A 13529-nucleotide genomic window follows, 5' to 3' on the forward strand; every position below is an offset into this window, starting at 1 on the left:
GTCACTCCTCGCGCGTCACTTCGCCGGGCTGCGCTTTCTTGCGCCGACGGAGAAGCCACGCGACGCCCATCAGGTCGACGATGCCGACGAGACCGCGCTGCAGGTTGTTGTAATTCGAGCTGCCGCCGCCGCGCGAACGGTGAGCGACGTCGACGTGGGCCACCTGCCACCCGTCGCGCGAGAACAGCGCGGGGAGGTAGCGGTGCATATGGTCGAAATAGGGCAGCGCGAGGAACGCCTCGCGCCGGAAGGCCTTGAGGCCGCAGCCGGTGTCGCGGGTGCCATCCTTGAGGATCGCGCCGCGGATCTTGTTCGCGAGCTTCGAGGCGAGCTTCTTGGACATCGTGTCCTGCCGCCCGACGCGTTGGCCTGCGACCAGACCGATCTTCTCGGAATTCGCCGCGCGCAGCGGCGCCATCAGAGCGGGAAGCTCGGAGGGCGGGTTCTGACCGTCGCCGTCCAGCGTGCAGATGATGCTGCCCTTCGCGGCCCGAACCCCCGAATGGACGCCCGCGCTTTGACCGCCCGAAGCACGTTGACCGGCGGCGTTCTTGTGCTGCAGCAGGCGCAGGTTCGGGTGGGTCTTCATCCGCTCGCGCAGGATCTGGTCCATCCCGTCATCCGAACCGTCATCGACCACGATCACCTCGTAATCGCAGACCGGCGCGCAGGCGGTGTCGATCTCGTCGAGAAGCCCCGCGATGTTCGGCGCTTCGTTCTTCGCGGGGATCACGATTGAAATCTCGGGCATGGGTGCCGGAACTCTCTTGTCGCTGGGCCGGGATGGCGCCGAAGGTGCGGCTCTATTAGACCCGCCACCCGGTCTTGTAAACGGATCATCCCGGGGCAGCCGCGCCCCTGTGGCGGATCAGCCGAATTTCGCGAAAAGCTTCGAATAGCTCGGCTTGAGGGCGTTTCGCATCTCCATTGCACGTTCCATGTCGCCCGCCATCGCCGCATCGTAGAAGAACGCGACGGAGACCGCGAAGCCGTCCACGAGCTTTTGATAGGCCATGTCGGTGTCGGCCTCCGGCGCAGGATGCTTGACGATCTGCGCCGCGAGGTAGCTCAGCAGCGAGGCATCCGCGATCAACTGGCGTGCGCCCTCGCCGCCCATCCCGGCGTAATCGCGCGCGAGCACTTCTTCCATCTCCGCGTGATAAGCGTTCATCCGGTCCGAGAAGCCCACGATGCCATTGCGGATATGCAGATCGCCGATGCTGTCGCGCACCCCTTCGAGGGTCTCATGCGCCTCGGGCAGGTTCCCGGCGGCCACCTCTTCCTCGGCCTTTGCCGCAAGCTCGCTGACCTTGTCGAAAGTCGCGCCGAGAACCGCGTCATCGGCATATTGCGGCGGCGGCTCGGCGGTCCAGGCGTCGGACAGCGACTGCCATTCGCCAACGAAGCGATCGAGCGCGGCCTTGGTTTCCGGCTGCTTGCCCTGGTTCGACAGGAACAGCGCCGCGCGGTAGTCGCCATAGGCCTTGCGCAGCTGCGCCTCCGCATCCTGATAGGCGCCCGCAAAGGCAGGCATGGCGATCAGCGCGCTCAGCGCGAACGGGGTGACAAAGCGGATCATCGGGGTCCCTCCTCCGGCAAACAGGCTCTCGCCTTTTCGACGTCACCCTGCCCCAGAGATCGGGTTCGCGCAAAGAAAAACCCCCGCGCGATCTCTCGCGCAGGGGGATGTTTCAGATCGTCTCCAACCGGAGGTGGATCAATCGCGGCTTTCCGGCGTCTCGACCGGACCGAAATCAGCCTCTGCCTCGGCCGGAGCCGCCAGCGCTGCCGCGGCTTCCGCCTCGGCCTGACGCTGCTGGATGACCTTGGAGTCGCGCTCGGTCGCGATCTTGCGGACCTTGGTGGTCGCGCCACCGGTACCCGCCGGGATCAGACGGCCGACGATGACGTTCTCCTTGAGGCCCACGAGCTTGTCGCGCTTGCCCTGCACCGAAGCCTCGGTGAGAACGCGGGTCGTCTCCTGGAAGGAGGCCGCCGAGATGAAGGACCGGGTCTGCAGCGAGGCCTTGGTGATGCCGAGCAGCACGGGTTCGCCATGCGCCGGACGCCCACCACGGGCTGCGACCTTGTCGTTCTCCTCGTCGAACTCTGCCTTGTCGACATTCTCGCCTTTCAGGAGCGTCGTATCGCCGGAATCGAGGATCTCGATTTTCTGCAGCATCTGGCGAACGATCACCTCGATGTGCTTGTCGTTGATCTTCACGCCCTGCAGTCGATAGACGTCCTGCACCTCGTTGATGAGGTAGTCGGCCAGAGCCTCGATCCCCATGATGCGCAGGATGTCATGCGGCGCCGGGTTGCCGTCCATGATGTAGTCACCCTTCTGCACGAAGTCGCCTTCCTGCACCGGGATGTGCTTGCCTTTCGGCACCATGTACTCTGCCGGCTCCAGACCATCATCACGCGGATCGATCGCGATCCGACGCTTGTTCTTGTAGTCCTTGCCGAAGCGCACATAGCCATCGATTTCGGCGATGATCGCGTGATCCTTCGGACGACGTGCTTCGAAGAGTTCGGCCACACGCGGCAGACCGCCGGTGATGTCCTTCGTCTTCGCGCCTTCGCGCGGAATACGTGCGACAACGTCGCCCGCTTTCACGTCCTGACCGTCTTCCACCGAGAGGATCGCGTCCACCGACATGGTATAGGTCACCGGGTTGCCCGCTTCGTTGCGGACCGGCTCGCCATCCTCGCCGAGGATCAGAACTTCCGGCTTCAGCTCGTTGCCCTTGGGCGCAGCGCGCCAGTCGGACACGATCTTCTGGGTCATGCCGGTCGCATCGTCGGTATCCTCGCGCACGGAGATACCCGAGATCAGGTCGACGAAGCGAACCTTACCGGGCTTCTCGGCGATGATCGGCAGGGTGTAGGGATCCCATTCGATCAGTTTGTCGCCGCGACCGACTGCCTCGCCATCCTTCACGAAGACCTTGGTGCCGTAGCCGATCTTGTGCGAGGCAAGCTCGTCACCCTGATCGTTCACGATCACGAGCTGCATGTTCCGGCCCATGACGATCTGCTCGCCCATCTCGTTGAGGATGATGTTGGCGTTGCGGAACTCGATCTTACCTTCCTGGCTGGCCTCGAGGAACGACTGCGAGCCACCCTGAGCAACACCGCCCAAGTGGAAGGTCCGCATCGTCAGCTGCGTACCGGGTTCACCGATCGACTGCGCCGCGATGATGCCCACCGCTTCGCCTTGGTTCACCAGCGTACCACGTGCGAGGTCGCGACCGTAGCAGAGCGCGCAAACGCCCTCTTCGGCCTCACAGGTCAGCGCCGAGCGGATACGGACGGATTGCACGCCCGCCTGCTCGATCGCGTCGGCCTTGCGCTCGTCGATCAGCTCGCCGGCGCGGACGATCACCTCGTCCTCGCCCGGAACCGTCACGTCGTCAGCTGCGACACGGCCCAGCACGCGCTCCGAGATCGGAGCGACGATTTCGCCGTCATTCACAGCCGCAGACGCGGTGATCGCGCGGTCGGTGCCGCAATCATGCGTGCGCACGATGCAGTCCTGAGCGACGTCCACCAGACGACGGGTCAGGTAACCCGAGTTCGCCGTCTTCAGTGCGGTATCCGACAGCCCCTTACGGGCGCCGTGGGTCGAGTTGAAGTATTCAAGAACGGTCAGACCTTCCTTGAAGTTCGAGATGATCGGCGTCTCGATGATCTCGCCGTTCGGCTTGGCCATGAGGCCACGCATGCCGCCCAGCTGCTTCATCTGCGTCACCGAGCCACGAGCGCCCGAGTGGGCCATCATGTAGACCGAGTTCGGTTCCTGCTCGGCACCGTTCTCGTCGTATTTCGGCGCGGAGATGGTGTTCATCATCGCGTCGGTGACCTTGTCGTTACACTTCGACCATGCATCGACGACCTTGTTGTACTTCTCACCCTGGGTGATCAGACCGTCCATGTATTGCTGTTCGAAGTCCTTGACCTGGTCGCGGACGGTTTCGACGATGTCCCACTTGTTATCCGGGATCACCATGTCGTCCTTGCCGAACGAGATGCCAGCCTTGAACGCTTCCTTGAAGCCCATGCCCATGATCTGGTCACAGAAGATGACCGACTCTTTCTGACCGCAATAACGGTAGACGGTGTCGATCGTGTTCTGCACGTCTTTCTTACGCAGAAGACGGTTCACCAGTTCGAACGGCGCTTTCGCGTTCAGCGGCAGCAGCGCGCCGAGGCGCACTCGGCCGGGCGTGGTCTCGAAACGCTCGTAGACCTCGTTGCCGGTTTCGTCGATCTGCTTGATCCGCGCGGTGATCTTGGCGTGCAGATGCACTTCGCCCGAGTTGAGCGCGTGCTCCACTTCCTCGACCGAGGAGAAGGACATGCCTTCGCCCTTCATGCCTTCGCGTTCCATGGTCACGTAGTAGAGACCCAGAATCATATCCTGCGAAGGAACGATGATCGGCGCGCCGTTGGCGGGCGACAGGACGTTGTTCGTCGACATCATCAGCACGCGCGCTTCCAGCTGGGCTTCCAGCGAGAGCGGAACGTGGACGGCCATCTGGTCACCGTCGAAGTCGGCGTTGAACGCCGAGCAGACGAGCGGGTGCAGCTGGATCGCCTTGCCTTCGATCAGCATCGGTTCGAACGCCTGGATACCCAGACGGTGCAGCGTCGGCGCACGGTTCAGCAGAACCGGGTGCTCGCGGATCACCTCGTCGAGGATATCCCACACCTCGGGACGCTCTTTCTCGACCAGCTTCTTCGCCTGCTTCACGGTGCTCGACAGGCCTTTGGCCTCGAGGCGCGAGTAGATGAAGGGCTTGAACAGTTCGAGCGCCATCTTCTTCGGCAGACCGCACTGGTGCAGCTTGAGTTCCGGGCCGGTCACGATGACCGAACGACCCGAGAAGTCGACGCGCTTACCCAGAAGGTTCTGACGGAAGCGACCCTGCTTACCTTTCAGCATGTCCGAGAGCGACTTCAGCGGGCGCTTGTTGGTGCCCGTGATGACGCGGCCGCGACGGCCGTTGTCGAACAGCGCATCGACCGATTCCTGCAGCATCCGCTTTTCGTTGCGCACGATGATGTCGGGCGCACGCAGTTCGATCAGACGCTTCAGACGGTTGTTCCGGTTGATCACACGACGATAGAGGTCGTTGAGATCCGAAGTCGCGAAACGGCCACCATCGAGCGGGACGAGCGGACGCAGTTCCGGCGGGATCACCGGAAGCACGGTCAGCACCATCCACTCGGGACGGTTGCCCGACTCGAGGAACGACTCGACGATCTTCAGACGCTTGATGATCTTCTTCGGCTTCAGCTCGCCCGTGGCTTCCTTCAGCTCTTCGCGGAGCTGCTCGGCCGTGGCTTCGAGATCGATGCCGGCAAGCATTTCACGGATAGCCTCGGCGCCGATATTGGCGGTGAAGGCATCCGCGCCGTAGGTGTCCTGCGCGTCGAGATACTCTTCTTCGGACATCAGCTGACCGTATTGCAGGTCGGTCAGCCCCGGCTCGATCACCACGAAGTTTTCGAAGTAGAGGATACGCTCGAGGTCGCGCAGCGTCATGTCCAGCATCAGGCCGATGCGCGAGGGCAGCGACTTGAGGAACCAGATGTGAGCGACGGGCGAGGCCAGTTCGATGTGGCCCATACGCTCGCGGCGCACTTTCTGGAGGGTGACTTCCACGCCACATTTCTCGCAGACGACGCCGCGATACTTCATGCGCTTATATTTGCCGCACAGGCATTCGTAGTCTTTGATCGGGCCAAAGATGCGTGCGCAGAACAGACCGTCACGCTCGGGCTTGAACGTACGGTAGTTGATGGTTTCCGGCTTTTTGATTTCACCGAAGGACCAGCTCAGGATCCGCTCCGGCGAGGCGAGCGAGATCTTGATCTCGTCAAACGCCTTCGGCTGCGCGAGCGGGTTGAACGGGTTTTGGGTCAGTTCCTGGTTCATCTGTAAATCCTTGAATGAGGGCGGAAGGGCTTAGAGGAGGGCCGAAGCCCTCACTCCTCATCCTCCGCGTCCAGGAGTTCCATGTTGAGGCCGAGGCCCCGGACCTCTTTGACGAGAACGTTGAACGATTCCGGCACGCCGGCTTCGAAGTTGTCCTCGCCCTTGACGATCGACTCGTAGACCTTCGTCCGGCCTGCCACGTCATCCGACTTCACCGTCAGCATCTCCTGCAGGGTGTAGGCGGCACCGTAAGCTTCCAGAGCCCAGACCTCCATCTCCCCGAGACGCTGACCACCGAACTGCGCCTTACCACCCAGCGGCTGCTGCGTGACGAGCGAGTACGGACCGGTCGAACGGGCGTGCATCTTGTCATCGACGAGGTGGTGAAGCTTCAGGAAGTACTTCACACCCACCGTGACCTGACGCGCGAACTGCTCGCCGGTGCGGCCATCGAACACGATCGACTGACCGGATTCGTTGAAGCCCGCACGCTTGAGCGCGTCGTTGATGTCGGCCTCTTTGGCACCGTCGAAGACCGGGGTCGCGATCGGAACGCCGGTGCGGACGGCTTCGGCGCTCTCGATGAACGCCTCGTCATCCATACCTTCGATGATCTCGCCGTAGGTCTCGTCGCCATAGCCGATCTTCATCGCCTCGCGAACCGGGGTCAGGTCGCCGTTACGACGATAGGCTTTCAGCGCCTCGTCGATCTGGTTCCCCAGACCGCGCGAAGCCCAACCCATGTGCGTCTCGAGGATCTGACCGACGTTCATGCGCGACGGCACGCCCAGCGGGTTCAGCACGAGATCGACAGGGGTGCCATCGGCGAGGAACGGCATGTCTTCCATCGGAACGACTTTCGACACGACGCCCTTGTTGCCGTGACGGCCAGCCATTTTGTCGCCAGCCTGAAGCTTGCGCTTCACAGCCACGAAGACCTTGACCATCTTCATCACGCCCGGAGGCAGATCGTCGCCCTGACGGACCTTCTCGACCTTGTCCTCGAAGCGCAGGTCGAGCGCGCGCTTCTGCGCCTCGAACTGGTCGTTGAGGGCTTCGACTTCCTTGGCGTCGCCCTCGTCTTCGAGCGCAAGCTGCCACCACTGGCCCTTGGACAGGGTGCCCAGCAGTTCTTCGTCGATGGTCGAGCCAGCCTTGACGCCTTTCGGCCCCTTCACGGCGGTCTTGCCGGTGATCAGGGTCTTGAGACGCGCGTAGATGTTGCGCTCGAGAATGGCGAGCTCGTCGTCCCGGTCACGGGCCAGACGTTCGACTTCCTCACGCTCGATCTGCAGCGCACGCTCGTCCTTGTCGACGCCGTGACGGTTGAAGACGCGGACTTCCACGATCGTACCGTAAGCCCCCGGCGGCAGACGCAGCGAGGTGTCGCGCACGTCCGATGCCTTCTCGCCGAAGATGGCGCGGAGGAGTTTCTCTTCCGGCGTCATCGGGCTTTCGCCCTTCGGCGTGATCTTACCGACGAGGATGTCACCCGGCCCCACTTCGGCGCCGATATAGACGATACCGGCTTCGTCGAGGTTGCGCAGGGCTTCCTCGCCGACGTTCGGGATGTCGCGGGTGATCTCTTCCGGGCCGAGCTTGGTGTCGCGGGCCGCCACTTCGTATTCGTCGATATGGATCGAGGTGAACACGTCGTCGCGGTGGATCCGCTCGGAGATCAGGATCGAGTCTTCGTAGTTGTAGCCGTTCCACGGCATGAAGGCGACGACCACGTTACGGCCGATAGCCAGTTCGCCCATGTCGGTCGACGGACCGTCAGCGACGATCTGCCCCTTCACCACCCGGTCGCCCACTTTCACGATCGGACGCTGGTTGATGGTCGAGGACTGGTTCGAACGCTTGAACTTGCGCAGACGATAGATGTCCACGCCCACGTCGCCCGCTTCGAGATCGTCGGTCACGCGGATAACGATACGCTGCGCATCGACCTGGTCGATGATGCCGCCGCGGTTCGCCATGATCGCAGCGCCGGAGTCGCGTGCGACGGTCGCTTCCATGCCGGTACCGACATAGGGCGATTCCGAGCGCAGCAGCGGCACGGCCTGACGTTGCATGTTCGCACCCATCAGAGCGCGGTTCGCGTCGTCGTTTTCGAGGAACGGAATGAGCGCCGCACCGACCGAGACCAGCTGCTTCGGCGACACGTCGATCAGGTCCACCGTTTCCGGCGGGTTGAGCGCGTATTCGCCGGACTGGCGGGTCGAGACGAGATCGTTGATGAACTTGCCGTTCTCATCGAGCGTCGCGTTCGCCTGCGCCACGGTGTGACGCATTTCCTCGGTCGCGGACATGTAGACCACCTCGTCGGTGACCTGACCGTCGTTGACCTTGCGATACGGGGTTTCGATGAAGCCGTACTTGTTCACGCGGGCGAAGGTGGCCAGCGAGTTGATCAGACCGATGTTCTGACCTTCCGGCGTTTCAATCGGACACATCCGGCCGTAGTGGGTCGGGTGAACGTCGCGCACCTCGAAACCGGCACGCTCACGGGTCAGACCGCCCGGGCCGAGCGCCGAGAGACGACGCTTGTGCGTGACTTCCGACAGCGGGTTGGTTTGGTCCATGAACTGCGACAGCTGCGAGGAGCCGAAGAATTCACGCACCGCAGCCGCGGCCGGTTTCGCGTTGATCAGATCCTGCGGCATGACCGTGTCGATCTCGACCGAGGACATACGCTCCTTGATGGCGCGCTCCATGCGCAGCAGGCCGACGCGATACTGGTTTTCCATCAGTTCGCCGACCGAACGCACACGGCGGTTGCCGAGGTGGTCGATGTCGTCGATCTCGCCCTTGCCATCGCGCAGTTCCACCAGGCCCTTGATGCAGGCGATGATGTCCTCTTTGCGCAGCGTGCGCTGGGTGTCCGGCGCATCGAGGTCGAGACGCATGTTCATCTTCACGCGGCCCACGGCCGAAAGGTCGTAGCGCTCGGAGTCGAAGAACAGGCTGTTGAACAGGGTGTCCGCAGCCTCGACGGTCGGCGGCTCGCCCGGGCGCATGACGCGATAGATATCCATGAGCGCGGTTTCGCGGTTCATGTTCTTGTCCGACGCCATGGTGTTGCGGATGTAGGGACCGACATTGACGTTATCGATGTCGAGCACCGGGATCTCGGTGATGCCGTTGTCGATCAGGGTCTTGATCGAACCGCCCGAAAGCTCGCCGTTCTTGTCGTATTCCGCCGTCAGCTCGTCGCCCGCTTCGATGTAGATGAAGCCGGTTTCGTCGTTGACGATATCCTTGGCGCAGAAGCGGCCCATGATGTGGTCGAACGGCACGAGCAGCTCGGGGACCGAGTTGTCGTCACGCCATTTCTTGACCATGCGCGGGGTCGCTTTCTCGCCCGCTTTCAGGATCACTTCACCCGACGCCGCATCGACGAGGTCGAAGGTCGGACGGGTGCCGCGCACGCGGTCGGGGAAGAACTTGGTGACCCAGCCCGACTTGCCCTTCGCAGTGTAGGTGACGGTGTCGTAATAGGCATCCATGATGCCTTCCTGATCGAGACCCAGCGCATAGAGCAGCGTGGTCACCGGCAGTTTCCGACGACGGTCGATACGCGCGAAGACGAGGTCTTTGGCGTCGAATTCGAAGTCCAGCCACGAGCCGCGATAGGGAATGATGCGGCAGGCGAAGAGCAGCTTGCCCGAGGAGTGGGTCTTGCCGCGGTCATGGTCGAAGAACACGCCCGGCGAGCGGTGCATCTGGCTCACGATGACCCGCTCGGTGCCGTTCACGATGAACGTACCGTTCTTGGTCATGAGGGGCATATCCCCCATGAACACGTCTTGTTCCTTGATGTCTTTGACCGAACGCGCGCCGGTTTCCTCGTCCACATCGAACACGATGAGGCGCAGGGTCACCTTCAGCGGCGCCGAATAGGTCATGTCGCGAGCCTGGCACTCGTCGACATCGTATTTCGGTTTTTCGAGTTCGTATTTCACGAACTCCAGGATGGCGTTGTCGTTGAAATCCTTGATCGGGAAGACCGACTGGAAAACGCCCTGGATACCCTCGCCATCGGTGGGCTGATCGACTTCGCCGGAGCGAAGGAACAGATCGTAGGAGGATTTCTGAACCTCGATGAGGTTCGGCATTTCGAGGACTTCGTGGATTTTGCCGTAATAGCGACGGATGCGTTTCTGACCAACGTAAGCTTGAGCCATGCTCTGCGTGACCTTTCGTCTCTTCGCGGCACATGCAATGTCGGGGCCCATTGCACGCCGCAAGGCGAATGAAGGGGGGGCGGTTCCATACCTGCCTTTCGTCCCACCGAAAGGCTCCCGAACCGCGAACACCGCCTTGGAGAAGGCTTCAGGACGCCAAAGCCCTCTCCGAGACAGGTTCGGCTGGGCCCGGGAAAACCCCGGACCCAGCCCTTTTTTCAGATCGGATGCAGTCGCATCCGGCTCGCTTACTTGAGCTCGATTTTCGCGCCAGCGTCTTCGAGCTTTTTCTTGATCTCTTCGGCTTCCGCTTTCGCAGCGCCTTCCTTGACCTTGCCGCCAGCTTCAACGAGCTCTTTGGCTTCTTTCAGGCCCAGGCCGGTGATGCCGCGGACTTCTTTGATCACGTTGATCTTCTGAGCGCCAGCTTCGACGAGAACGACGTCAAATTCGTCTTTCTCTTCAGCAGCTTCTTCGCCACCAGCAGCCGGACCGGCCATCATGACAGCGCCACCAGCGGCGGGCTCGATGCCGTATTCGTCTTTCAGGATGGTTTTCAGTTCCTGGGCTTCCAGGAGGGTCAGACCCACGATTTCTTCGGCGAGTTTTTTCAGATCAGCCATTTTTCAGTTCCTAGATTTGGGTTTCCAACGTCGCGGTTTCAAGCCGCTACGGGACAAGTCGATTGCTTACGCAGCCTTTTCCTCGATGGTCGAAAGGATGCTCGCGATGTTCGAAGCAGGCGCGCCAACGGCACCGGCGATGTTCGAAGCGGGTGCGCCGATCTGCGACACGATCTGAGCGATAAGCTCTTCACGCGACGGCATGTCAGCGACAGCTTTGACACCAGCGATGTCGAGTGCCGAGTCTCCCATTGCGCCACCGAGGATCGAGAGTTTCTCGTTCTCTTTGGCATATTTGACGACCACTTTCGCCGCAGCGACAGGATCCTCAGAATAGGAAAGCACGGTCATGCCCGTCAGGTATTCAGCGATGCTTTCGCAGGGCTGACCTTCAAGGGCGATCTTGGCGAGCTTGTTCTTGGCAACACGAACCGAACCACCCGCTTCACGCATGCGTGCGCGGAGGTCCTGCATGTTAGCAACCGTCATGCCTTCGTAGTGAGCAACCACTACGACGCCAGAGCTTGCGAAGATCTGGCCGAGTTCCTCGACCACTTTCTCTTTTTGGGCTCTATCCACAGTTACACTCCAAGTATGGGGGTTTCCCCCCGGCTCTCATTGTCCCGGTTTCCCGGGGTCGGGTCCGAAGGGCCCGAGGCCAGATCGCCCGAGATCGGCCCGAAGGCCCAAACCCGGAATTGGTCTCGATCCCCATCTCAGGAAGGAAATTAAGCCGTCACCTTGCGGGATCAGGCACCCTCCGTCTCGGACAGGTCAGGGCGGAAGCATTAGGCCGCCGCCCTACCACCCACCGAGGTTTCCCCCGGTGGAATTCTCTTAGTTGCCGGTCGCCGACGTGATGTCGACGGCGACGCCCGGGCCCATCGTCGAGCTCAGGGACACCTTTTTCATGTAGGTGCCTTTCGCGCCGGCGGGCTTGGCTTTGGTCACGGCATCCACGAAGGCGCGGATGTTTTCGGCCAGCTGCTCCTCGGAGAAGGAGACCTTGCCGATACCGCCATGAATGACGCCGGCCTTCTCGACCTTGAACTGAACCTGGCCACCTTTCGCCGCTTCGACAGCCGCTTTCACGTCCATCGTCACGGTGCCGACTTTCGGGTTCGGCATCAGGTTGCGCGGGCCCAGGACCTTACCCAGACGGCCGACGATCGGCATCATGTCCGGGGTCGCGATGCAGCGATCGAATTCGATCGTGCCGCCCTGAATGGTTTCCATCAGGTCCTCGGCGCCGACGATATCGGCCCCGGCTTCCTTGGCTTCGTCCGCTTTCGCGCCACGAGCGAAGACAGCCACGCGGACGGTCTTGCCGGTGCCGTTCGGCAGAGCGACGACGCCACGAACCATCTGGTCGGCGTGACGGGGGTCGACACCGAGGTTCATTGCGATTTCGAGGGTCTCGTCGAATTTCGCGTTCGCGTTCGACTTGATCAGCGAAACGGCTTCCTCGACGGAGACGTTGGACTTGCCGGCGAAGGCTTCGCGGGCGGCTTTGGTGCGTTTACCGAGCTTTGCCATGACTTAGCCTTTCACCTCGATACCGATCGACTTCGCGGAGCCGAGGATGATGTTCATCGCGCCTTCGATGTCGTTGGCGTTCAGGTCCTTCATCTTCGCTTCGGCGATCTCACGCACCTGAGCGGCGGTGATGGTCGCGGCGACGACGCGGCCCGGAGCTTCCGAACCCTTCGGACGGTTACGCTTGCCGACCGGCTTGAGACCGGCTGCCTGCTTGATCATGAAGCTCGCGGTGGGCTGCTTGATCTCGAAGGTGAACGACTTGTCGGCGTAGTAGGTGATGATCGTCGGGATCTTCGCCTGCTTGTCCATTTCCTGCGTCTTGGCGTTGAACGCCTTGCAGAATTCCATGATGTTGATCCCGCGCTGACCCAGCGCCGGACCGACCGGCGGAGACGGGTTCGCGCCGCCTGCCGGAATTTGCAGCTTGAGCTGCCCAACAACTTTCTTGGCCATGTGGCCCTCTCCTTATCACTGTCACGCCCCTAGGGGGTCGCGAAGTTTAGTGGTTCGGTCCGGGCGTCCCTGTCGCGCAGGGCCCCTCGCCTCCCACGGCTCACACTCAGGCGGTTTTCTGCACCTGCGTGTATTCCAGTTCGACCGGCGTCGGCCGGCCGAAGATCGAGACGGTGACTTTCAGACGGCTCGCCGCCTCGTCCACTTCCTCGACCATGCCCGAGAAGCCCTCGAAGGGCCCGTCGGTCACATTCACGTTCTCGCCGACCTCGAAGGTGATGAGGCTGCGCGGCGCGGCCTGTTCACCCGATTCGTCGACACGGCTGAGGATGCGGTTCACTTCCGCATCGCCCATCGGCATCGGCCGGCCCTGCGGCCCGAGGAAACCGGTGACCCGGTTCGTCGAGTTGATCAGGTGATAACCCTTGTCGGTCATCTCCATCCGCACCAGCACGTAGCCCGGCATGAAGCGACGTTCGGAGGTCACTTTCTTGCCGCGACGCACCTCGATCACTTCCTCGGTCGGCACCAGAACTTCCTCGATCTGGTCTTCCAGACCTTGATCGATCACGGCCTGACGGATTTGCTCGGCCACTTTCTTCTCGAAGTTCGAGAGAACGCTCACCGAATACCAACGCTTCGCCATGCCGATTCTTTGCCCCTTGCCGACGACGCCGGAGCGCCGAAAATTCCTGTTATTTCACGGGATTACCCGTGTCTCCCAGAATAAAAAACAGCGCGCACCACGCGAATCGATGCACGCCGCCTCTGGGAAAGTCCCGC

9 protein-coding genes are annotated in these 13529 nt (G+C 61.8%); all 9 read right to left on the bottom strand.

The window, feature by feature from the left end; all coding sequences use genetic code 11:
- Position 1: 1 nt before the first annotated feature.
- Positions 2-751: a glycosyltransferase family 2 protein gene (locus BMI85_RS08705; protein WP_078600752.1), complete on the bottom strand. Its 750-nt coding sequence runs from the start codon at positions 749-751 to the stop codon at positions 2-4.
- Between the two features lie 117 nt (positions 752-868).
- Positions 869-1579 (bottom strand): hypothetical protein, encoded by a 711-nt coding sequence (locus BMI85_RS08710; RefSeq protein ID WP_078600754.1) that lies wholly within the window; start codon positions 1577-1579, stop codon positions 869-871.
- Positions 1580-1717: 138 nt separating this feature from the next.
- On the bottom strand, positions 1718-5944 hold the full coding sequence (rpoC, locus tag BMI85_RS08715; RefSeq protein WP_078571258.1) for a DNA-directed RNA polymerase subunit beta': 4227 nt from the start codon (positions 5942-5944) through the stop codon (positions 1718-1720).
- 50 nt (positions 5945-5994) lie between these two features.
- Positions 5995-10131, bottom strand: a complete 4137-nt coding sequence (gene rpoB / locus BMI85_RS08720) for a DNA-directed RNA polymerase subunit beta (RefSeq protein WP_078549304.1) — start codon at positions 10129-10131, stop codon at positions 5995-5997.
- 248 nt (positions 10132-10379) lie between these two features.
- The gene (gene rplL, locus BMI85_RS08725) at positions 10380-10754 is read right to left on the bottom strand and encodes a 50S ribosomal protein L7/L12 (protein ID WP_078521318.1); all 375 of its coding nucleotides are present in this window, start codon (positions 10752-10754) and stop codon (positions 10380-10382) included.
- Between the two features lie 66 nt (positions 10755-10820).
- The gene (gene rplJ / locus BMI85_RS08730; protein ID WP_078521320.1) at positions 10821-11333 is read right to left on the bottom strand and encodes a 50S ribosomal protein L10; all 513 of its coding nucleotides are present in this window, start codon (positions 11331-11333) and stop codon (positions 10821-10823) included.
- 258 nt (positions 11334-11591) lie between these two features.
- Positions 11592-12290 (bottom strand): 50S ribosomal protein L1, encoded by a 699-nt coding sequence (gene rplA, locus BMI85_RS08735; protein WP_075773827.1) that lies wholly within the window; start codon positions 12288-12290, stop codon positions 11592-11594.
- Between the two features lie 3 nt (positions 12291-12293).
- Positions 12294-12746: a 50S ribosomal protein L11 gene (rplK, locus tag BMI85_RS08740; RefSeq protein ID WP_078521322.1), complete on the bottom strand. Its 453-nt coding sequence runs from the start codon at positions 12744-12746 to the stop codon at positions 12294-12296.
- 106 nt (positions 12747-12852) lie between these two features.
- Positions 12853-13392 (bottom strand): transcription termination/antitermination protein NusG, encoded by a 540-nt coding sequence (gene nusG / locus BMI85_RS08745; RefSeq protein WP_075773825.1) that lies wholly within the window; start codon positions 13390-13392, stop codon positions 12853-12855.
- Between the last annotated feature and the right edge of the window lie 137 nt (positions 13393-13529).

It is taken from the genome of Thioclava sp. DLFJ4-1, assembly GCF_002020145.1.
In the GTDB taxonomy this organism is placed as follows: domain Bacteria; phylum Pseudomonadota; class Alphaproteobacteria; order Rhodobacterales; family Rhodobacteraceae; genus Thioclava; species Thioclava sediminum.

What these genes read in the sequence shown, in the direction of transcription:
- BMI85_RS08705 (WP_078600752.1), bottom strand. Translation starts at nt 751, where the DNA reads ATGCCCGAGATTTCAATCGTGATCCCCGCGAAGAACGAAGCGCCGAAC.
- rplK (WP_078521322.1), bottom strand. Translation starts at nt 12,746, where the DNA reads ATGGCCAAGAAAGTTGTTGGGCAGCTCAAGCTGCAAATTCCGGCAGGC.
- rplA (WP_075773827.1), bottom strand. Translation starts at nt 12,290, where the DNA reads ATGGCAAAGCTCGGTAAACGCACCAAAGCCGCCCGCGAAGCCTTCGCC.
- rpoB (WP_078549304.1), bottom strand. Translation starts at nt 10,131, where the DNA reads ATGGCTCAAGCTTACGTTGGTCAGAAACGCATCCGTCGCTATTACGGC.
- nusG (WP_075773825.1), bottom strand. Translation starts at nt 13,392, where the DNA reads ATGGCGAAGCGTTGGTATTCGGTGAGCGTTCTCTCGAACTTCGAGAAG.
- BMI85_RS08710 (WP_078600754.1), bottom strand. Translation starts at nt 1,579, where the DNA reads ATGATCCGCTTTGTCACCCCGTTCGCGCTGAGCGCGCTGATCGCCATG.
- rplL (WP_078521318.1), bottom strand. Translation starts at nt 10,754, where the DNA reads ATGGCTGATCTGAAAAAACTCGCCGAAGAAATCGTGGGTCTGACCCTC.
- rpoC (WP_078571258.1), bottom strand. Translation starts at nt 5,944, where the DNA reads ATGAACCAGGAACTGACCCAAAACCCGTTCAACCCGCTCGCGCAGCCG.